The 16,445-nt window shown below is 63.5% G+C and carries 16 protein-coding genes; 9 read left to right on the forward strand and 7 right to left on the reverse strand.

Translation table 11 applies throughout. From position 1 onward, the window contains the following. Positions 1-109: 109 nt before the first annotated feature. The 7 genes from ACYU03_RS09735 to ACYU03_RS09765 form a co-directional block, all read right to left on the reverse strand. On the reverse strand, positions 110-952 hold the full coding sequence (locus ACYU03_RS09735) for an AraC family transcriptional regulator (protein WP_461890156.1): 843 nt from the start codon (positions 950-952) through the stop codon (positions 110-112). Further along, entirely contained in the window at positions 949-1,272 is a 324-nt protein-coding gene (locus ACYU03_RS09740; RefSeq protein ID WP_461890157.1) for an AzlD domain-containing protein, read from the reverse strand. Before ACYU03_RS09740 ends, ACYU03_RS09735 begins: the two co-directional genes overlap by 4 nt. Further along, positions 1,269-1,967, reverse strand: coding sequence for an AzlC family ABC transporter permease (locus tag ACYU03_RS09745; RefSeq protein ID WP_461890159.1), 699 nt, complete (start codon positions 1,965-1,967; stop codon positions 1,269-1,271). The genes ACYU03_RS09740 and ACYU03_RS09745 overlap by 4 nt, the downstream gene beginning before the upstream one ends. 87 nt (positions 1,968-2,054) lie before the next feature. Then, complete coding sequence (locus ACYU03_RS09750) at positions 2,055-2,711, reverse strand: sel1 repeat family protein (RefSeq protein ID WP_461891433.1); 657 nt, start codon at positions 2,709-2,711, stop codon at positions 2,055-2,057. 193 nt (positions 2,712-2,904) lie between these two features. Beyond that, positions 2,905-4,005, reverse strand: a complete 1,101-nt coding sequence (locus ACYU03_RS09755; RefSeq protein ID WP_461890161.1) for a hypothetical protein — start codon at positions 4,003-4,005, stop codon at positions 2,905-2,907. 53 nt (positions 4,006-4,058) lie between these two features. Then, on the reverse strand, positions 4,059-4,688 hold the full coding sequence (locus ACYU03_RS09760; protein WP_461890163.1) for a LysE family translocator: 630 nt from the start codon (positions 4,686-4,688) through the stop codon (positions 4,059-4,061). A 13-nt stretch (positions 4,689-4,701) separates the two neighbouring features. Further along, the gene (locus ACYU03_RS09765; RefSeq protein ID WP_461890165.1) at positions 4,702-5,466 is read right to left on the reverse strand and encodes a YqcI/YcgG family protein; all 765 of its coding nucleotides are present in this window, start codon (positions 5,464-5,466) and stop codon (positions 4,702-4,704) included. A 156-nt stretch (positions 5,467-5,622) separates the two neighbouring features. Between ACYU03_RS09765 and ACYU03_RS09770 the strand changes: the two genes are divergently transcribed. The 9 genes from ACYU03_RS09770 to ACYU03_RS09810 all read left to right on the forward strand — a co-directional run bounded on the left by ACYU03_RS09770 (position 5,623) and on the right by ACYU03_RS09810 (position 16,289). Then, complete coding sequence (locus tag ACYU03_RS09770) at positions 5,623-6,543, forward strand: LysR substrate-binding domain-containing protein (protein WP_461890167.1); 921 nt, start codon at positions 5,623-5,625, stop codon at positions 6,541-6,543. 131 nt (positions 6,544-6,674) lie between these two features. Beyond that, positions 6,675-9,035 carry a DNA polymerase II gene (locus tag ACYU03_RS09775; RefSeq protein WP_461890169.1) on the forward strand — a complete coding sequence of 787 codons (2,361 nt, stop codon included), beginning with the start codon at positions 6,675-6,677 and terminating at the stop codon, positions 9,033-9,035. Between the two features lie 287 nt (positions 9,036-9,322). Next, positions 9,323-9,868 (forward strand): DUF4174 domain-containing protein, encoded by a 546-nt coding sequence (locus ACYU03_RS09780; RefSeq protein ID WP_461890171.1) that lies wholly within the window; start codon positions 9,323-9,325, stop codon positions 9,866-9,868. 158 nt (positions 9,869-10,026) lie between these two features. Continuing rightward, positions 10,027-10,563 carry a sigma-70 family RNA polymerase sigma factor gene (locus tag ACYU03_RS09785; protein ID WP_461890172.1) on the forward strand — a complete coding sequence of 179 codons (537 nt, stop codon included), beginning with the start codon at positions 10,027-10,029 and terminating at the stop codon, positions 10,561-10,563. Then, complete coding sequence (locus ACYU03_RS09790) at positions 10,560-11,522, forward strand: FecR domain-containing protein (RefSeq protein WP_461890174.1); 963 nt, start codon at positions 10,560-10,562, stop codon at positions 11,520-11,522. Before ACYU03_RS09785 ends, ACYU03_RS09790 begins: the two co-directional genes overlap by 4 nt. Positions 11,523-11,616: 94 nt before the next feature. Beyond that, positions 11,617-14,013 carry a TonB-dependent siderophore receptor gene (locus tag ACYU03_RS09795; protein ID WP_461890176.1) on the forward strand — a complete coding sequence of 799 codons (2,397 nt, stop codon included), beginning with the start codon at positions 11,617-11,619 and terminating at the stop codon, positions 14,011-14,013. 173 nt (positions 14,014-14,186) lie between these two features. Continuing rightward, positions 14,187-14,681 (forward strand): HvfA family oxazolone/thioamide-modified RiPP metallophore, encoded by a 495-nt coding sequence (locus tag ACYU03_RS09800; protein ID WP_461890178.1) that lies wholly within the window; start codon positions 14,187-14,189, stop codon positions 14,679-14,681. A gap of 71 nt (positions 14,682-14,752) precedes the next feature. After that, positions 14,753-15,586, forward strand: a complete 834-nt coding sequence (locus ACYU03_RS09805) for an HvfB family MNIO-type RiPP peptide maturase (protein ID WP_461891434.1) — start codon at positions 14,753-14,755, stop codon at positions 15,584-15,586. Then, positions 15,579-16,289, forward strand: a complete 711-nt coding sequence (locus ACYU03_RS09810) for an HvfC family RiPP maturation protein (protein WP_461890180.1) — start codon at positions 15,579-15,581, stop codon at positions 16,287-16,289. Before ACYU03_RS09805 ends, ACYU03_RS09810 begins: the two co-directional genes overlap by 8 nt. Positions 16,290-16,445: the final 156 nt, after the last annotated feature.

Genomic DNA, 16,445 nt, shown 5'->3' on the forward strand with positions numbered 1-16,445 from the left:
TCTTTGGGGTTGTCACCTGCTGAGTCCATTCATGACTTCAAGGCCCATTTATTTGGTGCTTCACGGGTTGCCGGGGGGGATCTTGAGGGTGCTGAAGAACCCAGCACCGCTAGCCGGCGATCTCACCAAAGCAGGCCTGCCGATACGCTCCTGGGGTCACGCCATAGGCCTGTTTGAACTGTCGGTTGAGGTGGCTCTGGTCGGCAAAGCCCAGGGTGAAGGCCACTTCGGCGGCCGGTCGGCCGCTTTTCAGCAACTCGCGGGCCCGGCCCAGGCGGCGCTGCTTGAGCCAGGCATGGGGTGGCAGGCCGGTGGCTTGGCGGAATACCCGGGCGAAGTGGAAGGGCGAGAGGTTGACGGCTGCCGCCAGGGCCTCCAGAGAGGGTGGGGCGGCCAGTTGGCTGTCGAGCAGTTCCCGCGCCCGAGCCACCGCCAGCGGTTCATGGCCTGGCGCGCGGGCTTCGCCAGCGTGAGCGTGGCGTTGCACCAGGGCTAGCACGGCTTCGCGCCAGGCGGTTTGCTGTTCCAAGGCGCTGGCGCCGGATTCGGCCAATTGGTGCAGGTGGCTGAAAGCCGCGGCCAGCGATGGGTCGTGCAATACGCTGGCCTGGAAGCGGGGCAGTCCGGTGCGCTTGAGTTCAAGTTCGTCGAGTACGCCGGTGACTCTTTCCTGCTCCGGATAGAAGCCCCGGTAGCGCCAGCCTTGTTCATGGGCCTTGGCGCCGGTGTGCGGTTCATCGGGGTTGATCAGTACCATGCTGCCGACCGGCGCCAGGTGCTCGCTGCCTCGGTGCCAGAAACGCTGGGCCCCGGATTCGATGATGGTGAACACATAGCCTTCGTGCACGTGTGGGGCGAAGCGCTGCTGCACGTAGCGTGCATGCAGCAACTCGATATCGCCCAGGGCTGGGGCCTGCCAGAGGCGGGTCTGTTCACGCAGGGACGCGGTCATGGGGTGCCGCTCATCCAACTGCGCAAGAGAAAGAAGATCACCATGCTCACCAGCATGCTCAGCAGGACGCTGCGGGTCAACAGCACCAGTGCGATGGCCACCAGCGAACCGAGCAGATAGGGGTTGCCTAGTCTGAGGTCGAGCTGCTGTCCAGGCAGGAAGATGATCGGCCCGCAGATCGCTGTGAGCATGCCGGGCACTGCGAAGCCGAGGAACTGCCGGGCATTGGAGCTCAGGCGCAGGGGCAGGCGTGGTTCGAGAAAGGCGTAGCGGTTGAGGAAGACCACCAGGCCCATGCCGAGGATCAGCAGGAAGATCATGGCCGCCCTCCGCAGAGCTTCTGACAGAGAAACCCCGCGCTCATGCCCAGCAGGCCGGCCAGTACCAGGGCGATTTCCCAATGCCAGTAACTGAACAGCACCGAGCAGAACAATGAGACCGCCACGCACACCACGGTTGCCAGGTTGCGCACCAGGGGGGCGATCAGTGCGACGAAGGTCGCGACGATGGAGAAGTCCAGGCCCAGTTGGTCCAAGTGCGGAATGTTCTGGCCGAGCAGGATGCCGGCCAAGGTGAACAGGTTCCAGGCCACGTAGAAGGTCAGGCCGACACCCAAGGCGTACCAGCGGTTGAACTGCTGCTGGTCATAACGGCTGGTCAGGGCGAAGAACTCGTCGGTCAACAGGAAGCCCAGGCCCAGCCGCCAACGCAAGGGTTGGCTGGATAGCACCGGGCGCATGGACAGGCCGTAGAGCAAGTGCTGGGAGGTCAGCAGCAGGGTGGTCAGGAGGATAGAGAACAGGTTGGCGCCACCCTTGAGCATGCCAATGGCCACCAGTTGTGCGGCGCCGGCAAAGACAATGGCAGACAGGCCCTGGCCTTCCCAGGGGCTGAGGTTGGCCTCGATGGCCATGGAGCCCGCCAGCAAGCCCCAGGGGGCGACGGCCAGGGACAGCGGCAGAATGGCGATGGCGCCATGGACGAAGGCTTGGCGGGCGAAGGGGGGACTGGACATGGCGACAACGGCAAGTGGAGAAGGAAGGCCAGCATGCCAGAGGCAACAGTGGCTGGCTTGAACGATCTTGCTCAAGCCAGGGGCAAGTCAGTGATTGCTCAGCAAACGTTGCTGTGCCGCCGCGCAGCCGTTGATTTCCACGGCTTTTTGCAGCAGGGCCTGACGTTGTTGCGGAACCAGGTCGCCAAGCAGCCGATAGACCTCGGCCTGGTAGTCGCGCTGGCGACCCCACTGCAGTTCCAGGCCTTGTGGACGGGTGCGGCTGCACGCCAGGCGTACGGCCGGCTGTGGGTAGTAGGGCGCGTAGAGGGTGGCCATGCCCGGGATGGATTCCAGTGCGTCGCGGTAGGCCTGGCTGGCGCTGTAGGGGGGGCACCAGGTGGCAATGGCTGGCGCCGGCGGAGCAAAGCCCTGTTTGAGACTGGCCTCGAGCAGGGGGCAGGCGGCATCGGGAATCTGACTGGCCGGCAAGTAGGTCATGTAGTAGAGCGCCAGGCGGTACTGGGCCACCGGGTGGCCGAGGGCGACCGACTTTTTCAGCAGCGCCACGGCTGTGGGCAGGGTGCGAGACATGGCCTGGCCCTGGCGGCTCAACTCCGGGTCGTCCTCGGCCGTGCGCAGCAGGTTTGTTTCATCTTGGGCGTCGACCTTCTCCAGCAAGGGCAGTGCCTGACGGTAAAGGAGGTCGGCGTGGGGGTCGATGCGCACGTCCAGCGCCTGCCCGGTGAGCGGTACCAGGGCCATGAGTACGGCGGGCAGTACCTGGCTACGGCTCACGGAACGGCCTTTTGTATGTGCGGAATGCGGTTGGCGATCGGGCACTGGCAGGTCACTTCGATGTTCATGGCTGGTGGTCGTGTGTCTCAGGCATAGCAGGAGCTCTGAGGCGTTATTCTAGCCATGCTCGGCCGTATGCCGAAAGCCACTTCCTGCAATGTCAGACGAGCTTGATGGGTGTGACCTTGCGATTGGCGTATTTTTCCTGCGCCAATCCCAGCTTGGCGGTGATCACCTTGGCCAGGGCGTTGTTGCCCAGGTCGTTGAAATGCTGGCGGTCGACGAACAGGTTTTCGCCAAACACCGGCGAACTGCTGAGCATGGTGTTCATGTCGTAGCAGGGCACTGGCTCGGCCTGGCTCTTGATCCGGCGAAAGAACGCCATGTGCAGCGAGCTTTCGAGCACCCCACTCAGCAAGCGGTCGAAATTACCCTGTTGCCGTGCCAGGGCGTCCAGCATGGCCTGCTCGCCTGCGGGCGGTGTTTCTCGGCACCAGGGCAGCAAGGGTTGAAGAATGAAGGTGAGGGTGGCATGGCTATCGGCCAGCAGGCATTCCCATTGCCGCAGGGTGCGACCGATACTATCGGCGGCGCGGATCAGGCGCTTGTCCGGCGCCGGCAGTTGGTCGACTGCCAGGGCTGGGCTGGGAGGTGTGGGGGCCAGCGCCTGGCGTAGGCGCTTCCAGAGTGGGTCAGGACGTTCGTCAGCGACTGGCTGCACCCCTTCGTTGAAGGTGTCGAGAAAGTCCAGGTAGGCCCTGGCGCGCGGGTGATTGTGTTCTCCGGACAGGGCTTCGCCCAGGGTTTCCTGGGCAAGGGTGTTGAGACCACTGAGCACCACCACGTGGCCAATCTGGCCGAAGCGGTGCTGATGGACTAGGAACATCATCAGCTCCTGGGTGGCATTGTGCCCGCAGCTGGCCAGGCTCAGCCAGACTTCGCCGGTGAGCATCGACAGGTAGGAAGCGACTGTATGCTCGTCGGAACTGGCACCGATGCCCAGGGCGGTGGAGCCTCCTACCAGCAGGTTGACCCGGGCCGCTCCGCCGCATTCGGCCACCGAGAACCGCTTGCCCGCCAAGTGGCTGTAGCGAAAGCCCAGGGCATCGGTGTTGATGGTCCCGGAGCGGTAGCCTCGCTCGTGGGCATACAGGGTCTGCGGTGCGCGCCGGCCGCCGAGCAGGAGGAAGCGCTGGTACTCCCTCGGCAGGGGGATGGTATCGCTGAAGGCGTCCGCTGCTGACTTGTCGATCGGTCTCATGGGAGTTCCTTTAAGTCAAAACCTGCTGTCGGACGGCCGGGGCCGCGTTCGGCTCAGTTCGTCAGTTCCTGGAGGTTGTAGGCCAGGCCCACGCCTGCGATCAGCAGCAGGGCGACACCGGAGGCCAGGGTGATAAGGCGGTTGTTGCGTTGCGAGGCGATCTTGCCGATGGCGAAGATGTAGAGGCTGAGCACGGCGAAGTCGATGGCGATCCACAGCAGTGACAGCACCACCATGCTCTTCTCGAAGGACTCGGTGATCTGGATGAATTGCGGGAAGAACGAGATGAAGAAGATGATGTCCTTGGGGTTGGAGATGCCCACCATGAAACCGTGCCACAGGCCGCCGCGTGCGGGAGGCGCTGTTTCTGCTGCGTCGGCGTCGCCGGTCGGGGCGTGCAGCGCCTCCTTGAGCGTGCCCACGGCGATGTAGCCGATGAACAGGCAACCCAGCAGGCTCATGCCGCTGAGCCAGGCCTTGTCGACCGAGGCGCTGGTCATGATGATCCAGGCCGCAGCGGCGATCAGGACCAGCGAAGCCCAGTTGGTACCCACGGCGGTGAACAGGGCCTTGCGCGAGCCGGACGCGGCGGCGGTATTGACGATCAGCGCGACCACGGGGCCGGGTGTGGCGATCAGCAGCAGGACGGTGAGGGCATAGGTGGCAGTCAGTGCGGTATTCACGTTCAGTTCTCGATCAGGTGTCAGGCGTTGCGTGGGCGTGGAATGGGCAGCGTGGCGGAACCGATGAACCCGGCTCCTGCAGTTGGTACTGTTGCCATTCGAAGTTGTCGTCCTGGCCAAAGAAGCCGAGGGTGTCGGGCATGATGCCGTCGTTGTAATGGCGTACCCGCTCACGAATACGTTCGCGGATGCGCTTGCCGCTTTCCGTATCCGCGCTGGCCACTTCATCGAAGCTCTCCCGCGGGTTGATCACGAATACGATGGCATCGCCCAGGTTGCGGCTCTTCATCAACTGGTGGGCGGGGAAACTCATGTTGATGAACAAGGGCATGCCGGCAAAGCAGAACGACCACTGGGGGTCGTGCGGGTCGGTCGGCACCGTTTGCGGCCAGGGCTGGCGGTCCTGTTCATGGACCTGCTGGAGCACCGACCAGGCCAGGGCCTGTTGTTCGGCCAGAGTGCTGTCGCCAGTGGTTTCCAGGAATGCCAGCAGTGGGCTGCCGATACGTTGTTTCACCGGGATGGGCTCGATGGTGCGGACATAGCCGTCGAGGCCACGGGCAATATCCTCGGCCAGTTGGCTGGCACGGGCGAAAACGATATGGCAGGTCTTGGCGGTTACGGCCTTGCGGCCGAAAAGGCAGGGAAAGTCGGGGTTGGCGAGAAGGTGCTTGAAGTGTTCGATTGTTCGATAGGTCCAATGTTGCTTGTGTGCTATATGTTCAGCGGCCAGCTCTAGCGCATCCAGGCGATAGCAGTTCCCATAACCCGTAAACATGGTTGCCCCAGCAAGTTGAATTAAGTTTTCGCATGGCTGTATTCAGCCTGAATATATGTATTTGTTATTCAGTTGCATTTTCGGAAAATCAGGATCCGTTGTAAAACGCCTGGAACTATGACCTACTATTAGTTCCACTCATGCTCGGAGCGGGCGATGTCTGAACGGATTCAAGCACTGCATGCCTTGCGCGCCTTCGAGGTGGCGTCACGCTATGGCTCCTTCACCCGTGCGGCGAAGGAGTTGGCACTGACCCAGGGTGCTGTCAGCCACCACATCAAGACCCTCGAGAACCTGTTCGGTTGCGATCTGTTCGAGCGCCGCGGCCCCAAGTTGCATCTGACCGAGCATGGCCGCCTGCTGGCCCAGGAGTTGAAGGTCGGCTTCAAGATCATCGAGAACGCCTGTGCGTTGTTGCGCCAGGACCGTTATGGTCTTCGCCTCAAGGCGCCATCGACCCTCACCGTGCGCTGGCTGCTCAAGGCCCTGGATGGCTTCAAGAAAGTCGACAACAGTTGCACGGTGCAACTGTCCAGCGTGTGGATGGACATCGATTCGGTGGACTTCTACTCCGAGCCCTATGACTGCGCCATCTTACTAGCCAACGGCCGTTTCCCCGCCGAGGTCGAGAGCTTCAAGCTGTTCGACGAGTGGCTGATTCCCGTGTGCCACCCGGAGTACCTGGACAACCAGGAACCGGAGCTGTCGATACTGCGGCACTGCGAATTCCTCCACCCTTCGCCGGACCGGCGTGACTGGCGGCGCTGGCTGGCCCGCATGGATGCGCTGGACATCAGCATCGACCATGGCCAAGTGTTCGATACCCTCGATCAGGGTATTTCCGCCGCCCAGCAGGGGCTGGGTATTTCCGTGGTCGACCTGGTGCTGGCCAGCGCCGACCTGGCCGCCGGGCGCCTGGTCACGCCCTTCAAGCACGCCGTGGCAACCGGCGACGGCTATTACATGACCTGGCTCAAGGCCAGCCCCAAGGCCCGGCAGATGCACAAGCTGCGCGATTACCTGCTGGGCCAGGTGCCGCCCCTGGCCCACAAAGACATTCACTATTTGTACGGGTGATGTTTCGCCGCACCTTGGCCATTGCGTGCACCCGGCCAGGTGCTGTGCCTGGTGGCAGGGATAAGCCCAGCGCGAGGGCGCGGCGCCGGGTAGAATCGCGTTCATGAGCAAAACGATTCGAGGTTGAGGCGGTGGAGTTACAGCAGGGCTTTGTCCTGACCCGGCATTGGCACGACACGGCCGAGGGGACTTGCGTGGAGTTCTGGCTGGCCACCGACCAGGGGCCCCGGCGCGTGCGCCTTGCACCGCAGACTTCGGTGGCATTCATTCCGGCCGGCCAGGCCGACCAAGCCCGGGCCTTGCTGGCGGACGAGCCGGGAGCGGCGTTGCGCCCGTTGCAACTGCGTGACTTCGAGCTGCGGCCGGTTGTGGGCCTGTACTGCCAGCAGCACCGCCAATTGATGCAACTGGAGAAGCGCTTGCGCACGGCAGGCATCGAGGTGTTCGAGGCCGATATCCGCCCGCCGGAGCGCTACCTGATGGAGCGTTTCATCACCGCGCCCGTGCACTTCAGCGGCACCCCGGACGCTCATGGCGTGCTCTGCGATGTTCAGCTCAAGCCGGCCACGGACTACCGCCCACCCCTGCGGTTGGTGTCGCTGGACATCGAGACCAGCGAGCGCGGCGAACTCTACAGCATCGCCCTTGAAGGTTGTGGCCAGCGCCAGGTCTACATGCTCGGCACGGCTGCCAACGAGGCCCCGGCGCTGGACTTCGACCTGCACTACTGCGACAGCCGAGGCCAGTTGCTCGAATGCCTGAACCAGTGGTTGGCTCGCCATGACCCGGACGTGATCATCGGCTGGAACCTGGTGCAGTTCGATCTGCGTATCCTCCACGAACACGCTGAGCGCCTGCAGGTGCCTCTGTGCCTGGGGCGCGACGGCTCGCCCATGGCGTTGCGCGAGCATGGCAGTCGCACGCACTTCTTCGCCGGTGCTGCCGGACGCCTGTTGATCGATGGGATCGAAGCTTTGCGCTCGGCGACCTGGAGCTTCCCCTCGTTCAGCCTGGAGAACGTCGCCCAGACCCTGCTCGGTGAAGGCAAGGCCATCGACACGCCATACCAGCGCATGGACGAGATCAACCGCATGTTCGCCGAGGACAAGCCGGCCCTGGCCCGCTACAACCTCAAGGACTGCGAACTGGTCACGCGCATTTTCGCCCACACCCGGTTACTCGACTTCCTCCTCGAGCGGGCCACGGTCACTGGCTTGCCGGTGGACCGCAGCGGCGGCTCGGTGGCTGCGTTCTGCCACCTGTACATGCCGCTGATGCACCGCCAGGGGTTCGTGGCGCCGAACCTGGGCACGCGTCCGGATGAGGCGAGCCCCGGTGGCTTCGTCATGGACTCGCGGCCTGGTCTGTACGAGTCGGTGCTGGTGCTGGACTACAAGAGCCTGTATCCCTCGATAATCCGTACCTTTCTGATCGACCCGGTGGGCCTGGTCGAAGGCTTGCGCCAGCCGGATCCGGCCCATGCGGTCGAGGGGTTTCGTGGTGCCTTCTTCTCGCGCACCCGGCATTGCCTGCCGGCTATCGTCGAGCGGGTTTGGCAGGGCCGTGAAGCGGCCAAGCGCGACGGCAACGCTCCCTTGTCCCAGGCCTTGAAGATCATCATGAACGCCTTCTACGGCGTGCTCGGCTCTAGTGGTTGCCGCTTCTTCGATCCGCGCCTGGCGTCGTCGATCACCATGCGTGGGCACCAGATCATGCGCCGTACCCGCGAGTTGATCGAGGCCCAGGGCTTCGATGTGATCTACGGCGATACCGACTCCACCTTTGTCTGGCTCAAGCGTGGCCATGACGAGGCCGAGGCCGCGGGTATCGGGCGTACGCTGGTGGCACATGTCAATGAGTGGTGGCGCAGCCACCTGCGTGACACCCTGGGCCTGGACAGTGCCCTGGAGTTGCAGTTCGAGATCCACTACAAGCGCTTCCTGATGCCGACCATCCGGGGCACCGAAGAGGGCAGCAAGAAGCGCTACGCTGGGCTGGTGGCGCGGGAAGACGGCCAGGAAGACATGGTGTTCAAGGGCCTGGAGTCGGTGCGTACCGACTGGTCGCCGCTGGCCCGGCAGTTCCAGCAGGAGCTGTATTCGCGGATCTTCCGGCGCGAGCCCTATCAGGACTTTCTTCGCGAGTACGTGCGCAGCACCCTGGCCGGCGAGCAGGACGAACTGCTGATCTACCGCAAGCGTCTGCGCAGGCCGCTGGCGGACTACCAGCGCAACGTGCCACCGCATGTGCGCGCCGCTCGCCTGGCCGATGAATACAACACCCGCCAGGGGCGCCCGCGGCAGTATCAGAATGGCGGCTGGATCAGCTACGTGATCACCGTGGCCGGCCCCGAACCGCTGGAAAACCGTCAGTCGCCGATCGACTACGAGCATTACCTGAGCCGCCAGTTGCAGCCGGTGGCCGATGCCATCCTGCCGTTCGTGCAGGACGATTTCAGCGCCCTGATCGACCGTCAGTTGCTGTTGTTCTGAGTCCGTGGGCCGCCTTGCCGGGCTGGCTGTGGGGCGCGAGCGTCTGGCCCCGAGGTTGGCGCGTGAAGCACTGCTCGGTGACCCGGCCTGATGGAGCCGGCTTCGTGTCGAAGGGGGTGGGCTATGCTCAGAAACAGGTCGTGGCGATTTCCTTTACCCATGGGGCCTGGTAACCGAAAGTTACCTTTGCCTGAGCCACTCGACGGTGCGAGTGGTTTAGGCTCCGTGTCGGATCTTTCGCCAGGATCTGTAGTCACTGAGTTTCGGAAACATTTAAGGAGATGCGCATGCTCGTCCGGTCACTGACCCTCGCTGCCTTGTTCATTGTCGCTGGCCCCGTTCTCGCTGCCGACAGCGACGCGCCCCTGGCCCAGGAGCTGGGCAAGTCACGGCCATTGGTCATTATCGCGCCCAGTACTGCCGACCCGACCTTGCGAGGGCTGAACGAAGCGCTGAAGGACCCGGCTACCCAGGCCGCCTTCAAGGAGCGCAACCTGGTGCTCTTCAGCGTTGCCGGTATGATCGGCAAACGCGAAGACAAGAACCTCGAGCAACAGACCACCATGGCGCTGATCCGCGAGCTGAAGCTGGGTGCCAGCAAAGGGACCAAGGTCATCCTGGTGGGTAAGGACGGCGAGCGGCACATGCTCAAGGACGACGATACGGGTGAGGGAGTCGACCCTCAGGCCATCTTCAAGGCCGTGGATGAACTGCCGGCCAGCGAGAAGGCCATCACGGCTCCGGCACCGGTGGCGGCCACGAGCGACACCAAGCAAGGCAAGCCTGCCAAGCCGGCAGCGCCGGCCAAGCCTCCCAAACCGCTGGAAGATTGACCCTGGCACGTGGGGGCGCGACGTTCTTGGGCAAGAGCCGTGCTCCCGCACAGCCAAGCCTGCCTTACAGGGCGATAGGATATTTCCTGCTCCCAGTATCATCTGTTCCCACCCTTCGCATAGAATGATATGGATTCTCATTTAGTGCGAAGACTTTCATGCCCCAGTCCAAGCCCCTGCTGCGCGAGCAAGTCGGCAACCTTTATCTAGCCCACCATCAATGGTTGGCCGGTTGGTTGCGCCCGCGCGTAGACTCGCGGGAGCTGGCCGCCGATCTGGTGCAGGATGTTTTCGTCCGGGTGCTCAGTGCCGACAATGCCAGCGAGCGGCTGGAAGCGGTGCGTGAACCACGGGGGTACCTGGCGACCATTGCCCGTCGCTTGATGATTGACTACTTCCGGCGCGTCCGGCTCGAACGCGCCTGGTTGCAGGTGCTGGCCGAACAGTCCGAGGCAGTGGACATTTCGCCAGAGACCCGCGCCGTCCTGCTGGAGACCCTTTGCGAGTTGGATGCGATGCTCGCTGGCCTTGGCAGCCGGGTGCGCAAGGTCTTTCTCCTGGCTCAGCTAGAAGGCATGACCTACCGGGCCATCGCCCAGGCCGTGGGAGTGTCGGTGATTACGGTCAATCGCGACATTGCCAAGGCCTTGCACCACTGCACCTTGTACAGCCTGCAGGCTGACTGGCCACAATGAGCAGGTTCGATCCCCGCCAGTTGGCGGCACTGGAGCAAGCCGCGCAGTGGCGCGCCACTCTGGGCGATGAAGCGGCAGGCCCCGCAGAGGTACAAGCCTGGCAAGTCTGGTTGCAAGCCGATGAGCAGCATCAGTGGGCCTGGCAGCAGGTCGAGCGAGTGCACCAGCGCTGGCAGCAAGTGCCCGGCCGCCTGGCTGGCCGTACCCTGGCCTTGGCTGCCCAGCGGCCGGTCATGGGCCGCCGTGGTGTGCTCAAAGGGTTGTTGCTGCTGGCCGGCAGCGGCGGGTTGGGCTGGGTTGGCTATCGGCAACTGCACGAAGGGGCCTGGCTGGCGGACTACCACACGGCGGTCGGTGAGCGCCGTACAGTGCGCCTGGCAGATGGCAGCCAAGTGCAACTCAACACCGCCACGGCGCTGGACGTACGCTTCGATGCCTCCCAGCGTTTGTTGCAGTTGCGTACGGGCGAAGTGTTGATCGACACCGCCAAGGACCCAGCCGGGCGTCCTTTCCTGGTGCGGACCGGGCAGGGGACGTTACAGGCGCTGGGCACGCGTTTTCTGGTGCGCAGCGAGTCGGGTTTCACGCACCTGGCGGTGTTCGAAAGCCAGGTCCGGGTGCAGGCCGACCGACAGGGGCCGGGGGCGCTGCTCAAGGCAGGTGAACAATGCCGCTTCATCAGCGCCGCTGAGGTGCTCGACGCGCCCCTGCAGGCCGAACAGGACGCCTGGACCCGGGGCGTGTTGATCGCCAACGACCAGCGCCTGGACAGCTTCGTCGCGGAACTGGCGCGCTACCGTAAGGGGTGGTTGCGCTGTGCACCCGAGGTAGCAGGCTTGCGCATCAGCGGCACCTTCCGCCTCGACGACACCGACCAGGTGCTCGCGGCCCTCGCCAGTGCGCTGCCGGTGCGGATCGTCCAACGCACGCCGTACTGGGTGACGGTGGCGGCACGATAAAAAAATCGACCGCGAATGATATCAATTCATCTTCTCGTTCGACTTAGGCGAAACAGGCCTCGTACCTGATCGCCAACCAGAAGAGAACGTATCGATGAACACCCGCCGTATCCATCATGCCCTGCGCTGTTGTGCCTTGCTCCTGCCGTTGTCGGCCGTGGCCGACCCTGCCGTGCGTGACTATGACCTGACCCGTGACGACTTGGGCCGGGTGCTGACCCGTTTCGCTGACCAGGCTGGAGTGGTGCTGTCGTTCGATCCGGCGCTGACCCGTGGCCAGACCAGCGAAGGCTTGCACGGCGCCTATGGCGTCGAGGAGGGCTTGCGTACCTTGCTCGGCAGCAAGGGGATCGGTGTGATCCGTGAGGCCGATGGCCGCTACAGCCTGGTCCGCGAAGTGGAGCCGGGCGGCGCCTTGAACCTGGAGGCTACCCAGGTGATCAGCAACCAACTGGGCACCATCACCGAGGACAGCCGATCCTACACCCCGGGCACCATCGCCACCGCCACGCGGTTGGTGCTGACCCCGCGGGAAACACCGCAGTCGATCAGCGTGATGACCCGCCAGCACATGGACGACTTCGGCCTCAACAATATCGACGACGTCATGCGCCATACCCCAGGCATCACCGTGGCGGCCTACGACACCGAGCGCACCAGCTATTACGCCCGTGGCTTTGCCATCAACAACTTCCAGTACGATGGCATCCCATCGACCTCCCGCAATGTCGGCTACTCGGCCGGTAACAGCCTGAGCGACATGGCCATCTATGACCGCGTCGAAGTGTTGAAGGGGGCGACCGGCCTGCTGACCGGGGCCGGGTCCCTGGGCGCGACCATCAACCTGGTGCGCAAAAAGCCCACGGCCGGGTTCAAAGGCCACTTCAGCCTTGGCGCCGGGAGCTGGGACAACTACCGCAGCGAGCTGGACATCGGCGGCCCGCTCAATGACGAGGGCAGCGTGCGTGGCCGCGCTGTGGCGGCCTACCAGGACAAGCGCTCGTTCCTCGACCACTACCAGCGCAAGACCAGCGTCTACTACGGCATCCTCGAAGTCGACCTGAGCCCAGACACATTGCTCACGTTCGGTGGCGACTATCAGGACAACAACCCACAAGGGTCCAGTTGGTCGGGCACTGCGCCCTTGTTCGACGGGCATGGCAACAGCAACGATCTGTCCCACCATTTCAACAACGCTGCCAAGTGGAGCACCTGGGAGCAATACACACGCACCTTGTTCGCCAGCCTGGAGCACCACATGGCCAATGGCTGGGTGGCCAAGGCCCAGTTCGACCACAAGATCAATGGCTACCATGCGCCCCTGGGGTCAGTGCAGGGTTACCAACCCCGGGTTGACGGCACCGCCAGCGTTTACGCGCAGAAGTACACCGGCGAAACCGTCAGCGACTCGCTGGACCTCTATCTGAGCGGGCCTTTCGAACTGTTCGGCCGCGAGCATGAACTGGTGCTCGGCACCTCCTACACCGCCTCGCGCTGGAAGGGCAAGGACTACTGGAACGTCACCATCCCGGGCAACAGCATCGAGGACCTGCCCAACTGGAACGGTGATATCGGTGATCCGGACTGGGGCCCGGTGTCCCAGCGTACCGACGACAAAGTGCGCCAGAGTGGCACCTACCTGACCCTGCGGCTCAAGCCCATGGATGACCTGACCTTTCTGCTCGGCGGGCGCCTGGTCAACTACAAGCTCGACGGCATAGGCACCCGCAACAAGGAGAACGACCGCCTGATCCCTTATGTAGGCGCGGTTTATGACCTCAACGAGCATTTCTCCCTGTACGCCAGCTACACCGACATCTTCATGCCCCAGGATGCCTGGTTCCGCGACCGCAACGACCGCCTGCTCGATCCGGATGAAGGGCAGAACTACGAACTGGGCATCAAGGGCGAGTTCTATGAGGGGCGTCTGAACGCCAGCCTGGCGTACTTCGAGATTCACCAGAGCAACCGCACCGAGGAGGACACCCAGTACAACGGCAACCCGACCAACCCGGCGGTGGAGTTCGCCTGGATGGGCATTCGTGCGACCACCAAGGGTATCGAGGCGGAGATCTCTGGTGAGCTGGCGCCTGGCTGGCAGTTGCAGGGCGGCTACACCCACAAGGTGATCCGTGATGATGATGGCAAGAAGGTCTCGACCTGGGAGCCCGAGGACCAGCTCAGCCTCTACACCAGCTATCGCCTCGGTGGGGCGCTGGAGAAGCTGACCGTCGGTGGCGGGGCACGCTGGCAGAGCAAGGGCTGGCAAGTGCTGTACAACCGGCCCAAGGACCGCAATCAGGAGTTCTCCCAGGCACCGTTCTGGCTGGTGGATGTGATGGCGCGCTACCAGGTGACCGACAACCTGTCGGCGACCTTGAACGTCAACAACCTGTTCGACAAGCGCTATTTCACCAACGTCGGTTTCTACAACTCCTCGGTCTATGGCGAACCGCGCAACCTGATGCTGACCACGCGCTGGGATTTCTGAGGCGGGCAGGGTGGGCTCACGGTTTGCCCCATCATCCCGTGGTCGCTTCGTATCACAGTGTATCTCGCCACCCTGGCGTGCCATTGCCATACAAAAGCTTGCACTGCGGGATACACCGACGATACATGGACACGGCGAAATGGCTCCACCTTCAACAACAGTGGAGCATCACCATGTCACGTACTCATAGCACCCTCGGCCTGCTCGGCGCCGCCCTGGTCAGCAGCTTGGTTTTGGGTAACACCGCTTTCGCCGTCGAACCCCTGTCCAATGGCTATCAGTTGGCCTCGGCCAAGACGCCTGGAGAGGGCAAGTGCGGCGAAGGCAAATGCGGCGGCAGCGCCAAGGCCAGCCAGAACGAAGGCAAGTGCGGCGAAGGCAAATGCGGTGCCAGCGGCAAGGCCAGCCAGGCCGAAGGTAAGTGCGGCGAGGGCAAGTGTGGTGATGCGTCGTTCGCCAAGACCGATACCAACCACGATGGCAAGGTCTCTCGCGAAGAGTTCCTCGCGGTAGCCAAGGACCGTGCGGGCGAATTCGACAAGATCGACACCAACCACGATGGTTTCATCTCTGAAGAAGAGGCCTACGAGTACTTGAAGTCCATCTACGCCGCCAATGGCAAGCAGATGCCCGACGGCCTGTTCAGCCACCTGAACGGCAAATCCTGACCCCACCCTTGGACAATGCGCCCCTCCTGCTGGTCAGGCGGGGCGTCTTGCATTCTGGAGATCGCATGAACATGAACGACAACACCTTGCACACGGGGCTCGGCCTGCGCCGCGGCCTGTTGCCGGCGCTGCTGGCAATGGATGACGGTGCCGTGGACTTTCTCGAGTGTGCCCCGGAGAACTGGATCGGTGTCGGCGGCGCCTACGGGCAGGGCCTGGCACGCCTGGCCGAACGCTTCCCCATCGCTTGCCATGGCTTGTCCTTGTCCCTGGGCGGCAGCGCGCCGTTGGACTTGGCCTTCCTCGACCGGACCCGACAGTTCCTCGAACGCTACCAGGTGCGCTTGTACAGTGAGCACCTGAGCTACTGCAGCGACGATGGTCACCTCTACGACCTGATGCCGATCCCCTTCACTGACGAAGCCGTCCGGCATGTCGCCGCGCGCATCCGTGAAACCCAGGACCGCCTGGGCCGGCGCATCGCCGTGGAGAACGTCAGCTACTACGCCGCGCCGTACCAGGCCATGAGCGAGCTGCAATTCATCTGCGCCGTGCTGGCCGAGGCCGACTGCGACCTGCTGCTGGACGTCAACAACCTGTTCGTCAACGCCTGCAACCACCGCTACGACGCCCAGGCGTTCCTCCATGGCTTGCCTGCCGGCTGCGTGGCCGGGCTGCACGTGGCCGGCCACTACGACGAAGCGCCGGACCTAAAGGTCGACACCCACGGTGCTGCGGTGAAGGAGGGTGTCTGGGATTTGCTGGCGGCGGCCTACCAACGCTTTGGCGTGCATCCGACGGTACTCGAGCGTGACTTCAACTACCCACCGCTGGCCGAGCTGCTGGATGAGACCGCACGTATCTGCGCCGTGCAGCAGGCGGCAAGGAGTAACCATCATGTCTGAGCGCCTGCGCGAACAGCAATTCACCTTGGCCCGCCACCTGCGTGACCCAGCCGGTCATGCGCCGCCACCGGGTATCGAAAACCGTCGCCTTCAGGTTTACCGCGAACTGTTCTACGGCGCCATCGAAGGCCTGCTGGCCGGCAGCTTTCCGGTCATACGCCGGACCCTCGGTGAGGCACGCTGGCACGCCCGTGTGCGTGACTTCTACGCTCACCATCGTTGCCAGACGCCCTTGTTCACCGAGATTGCCGAGGAGTTCGTCGCCTACCTGCAGCAGGTCGAGCCCGACGCTCCCTGGCAAGTGGAGCTGGCGCATTACGAATGGATCGAAGCGCAGCTCTACCTCAGCGATGCCGAGGACCCACCGCATGATCCCGATGGCGACCTGCTCGAGGGTGTGCCGTTGCTCTCGTGCCTGGCCCGGCCCTTGGCCTATCGCTGGCCGGTGGAGCAGATCGGCCCGGATTACCAGCCACAGGAGCTCCCGGAGGCCCCGACCTTGTTGCTGGTGTACCGGGATGCAGGTTTCGAGGTGCGCTTCGCCCGCTTGACCGTATTGGCCTACCAACTGCTGGCGGGATTGTCGGGGACGGGGCGGGAGCGTTTACAGGCACTTGGTGGGGAGGAGATTGAAGCGCAAGGATTGCAGTTGCTCCAGGCGTTGCGAGAGCAGGGCATCATTGTCGGGACTATGAGGGGCTGAGCGTTGTCTTTAGGCAGCCCTCTGTGCATGCCGAAAGGTCTTCAGTGTCTTCGAGATCGAGCGCCGCCTACGCGGCGCATCGCCCGTGCATGCCGGCGGTTCTTCGGTGCCTTCTAGACCCCACGCCGCCCATGCGGCGCATCGCGACACAAGGCC

The sequence above is a fragment of the Pseudomonas sp. X10 genome (genome assembly GCF_054889225.1).

Coding starts and splice junctions, on each gene's coding strand:
- ACYU03_RS09735 (WP_461890156.1), bottom strand. CDS start 952: ATGACCGCGTCCCTGCGTGAACAGACCCGCCTCTGGCAGGCCCCAGCC.
- ACYU03_RS09740 (WP_461890157.1), bottom strand. CDS start 1,272: ATGATCTTCCTGCTGATCCTCGGCATGGGCCTGGTGGTCTTCCTCAAC.
- ACYU03_RS09745 (WP_461890159.1), bottom strand. CDS start 1,967: ATGTCCAGTCCCCCCTTCGCCCGCCAAGCCTTCGTCCATGGCGCCATC.
- ACYU03_RS09750 (WP_461891433.1), bottom strand. CDS start 2,711: ATGGCCCTGGTACCGCTCACCGGGCAGGCGCTGGACGTGCGCATCGAC.
- ACYU03_RS09755 (WP_461890161.1), bottom strand. CDS start 4,005: ATGAGACCGATCGACAAGTCAGCAGCGGACGCCTTCAGCGATACCATC.
- ACYU03_RS09765 (WP_461890165.1), bottom strand. CDS start 5,466: ATGTTTACGGGTTATGGGAACTGCTATCGCCTGGATGCGCTAGAGCTG.
- ACYU03_RS09770 (WP_461890167.1), top strand. CDS start 5,623: ATGTCTGAACGGATTCAAGCACTGCATGCCTTGCGCGCCTTCGAGGTG.
- ACYU03_RS09780 (WP_461890171.1), top strand. CDS start 9,323: ATGCTCGTCCGGTCACTGACCCTCGCTGCCTTGTTCATTGTCGCTGGC.
- ACYU03_RS09785 (WP_461890172.1), top strand. CDS start 10,027: ATGCCCCAGTCCAAGCCCCTGCTGCGCGAGCAAGTCGGCAACCTTTAT.
- ACYU03_RS09790 (WP_461890174.1), top strand. CDS start 10,560: ATGAGCAGGTTCGATCCCCGCCAGTTGGCGGCACTGGAGCAAGCCGCG.
- ACYU03_RS09795 (WP_461890176.1), top strand. CDS start 11,617: ATGAACACCCGCCGTATCCATCATGCCCTGCGCTGTTGTGCCTTGCTC.
- ACYU03_RS09800 (WP_461890178.1), top strand. CDS start 14,187: ATGTCACGTACTCATAGCACCCTCGGCCTGCTCGGCGCCGCCCTGGTC.
- ACYU03_RS09805 (WP_461891434.1), top strand. CDS start 14,753: ATGAACGACAACACCTTGCACACGGGGCTCGGCCTGCGCCGCGGCCTG.
- ACYU03_RS09810 (WP_461890180.1), top strand. CDS start 15,579: ATGTCTGAGCGCCTGCGCGAACAGCAATTCACCTTGGCCCGCCACCTG.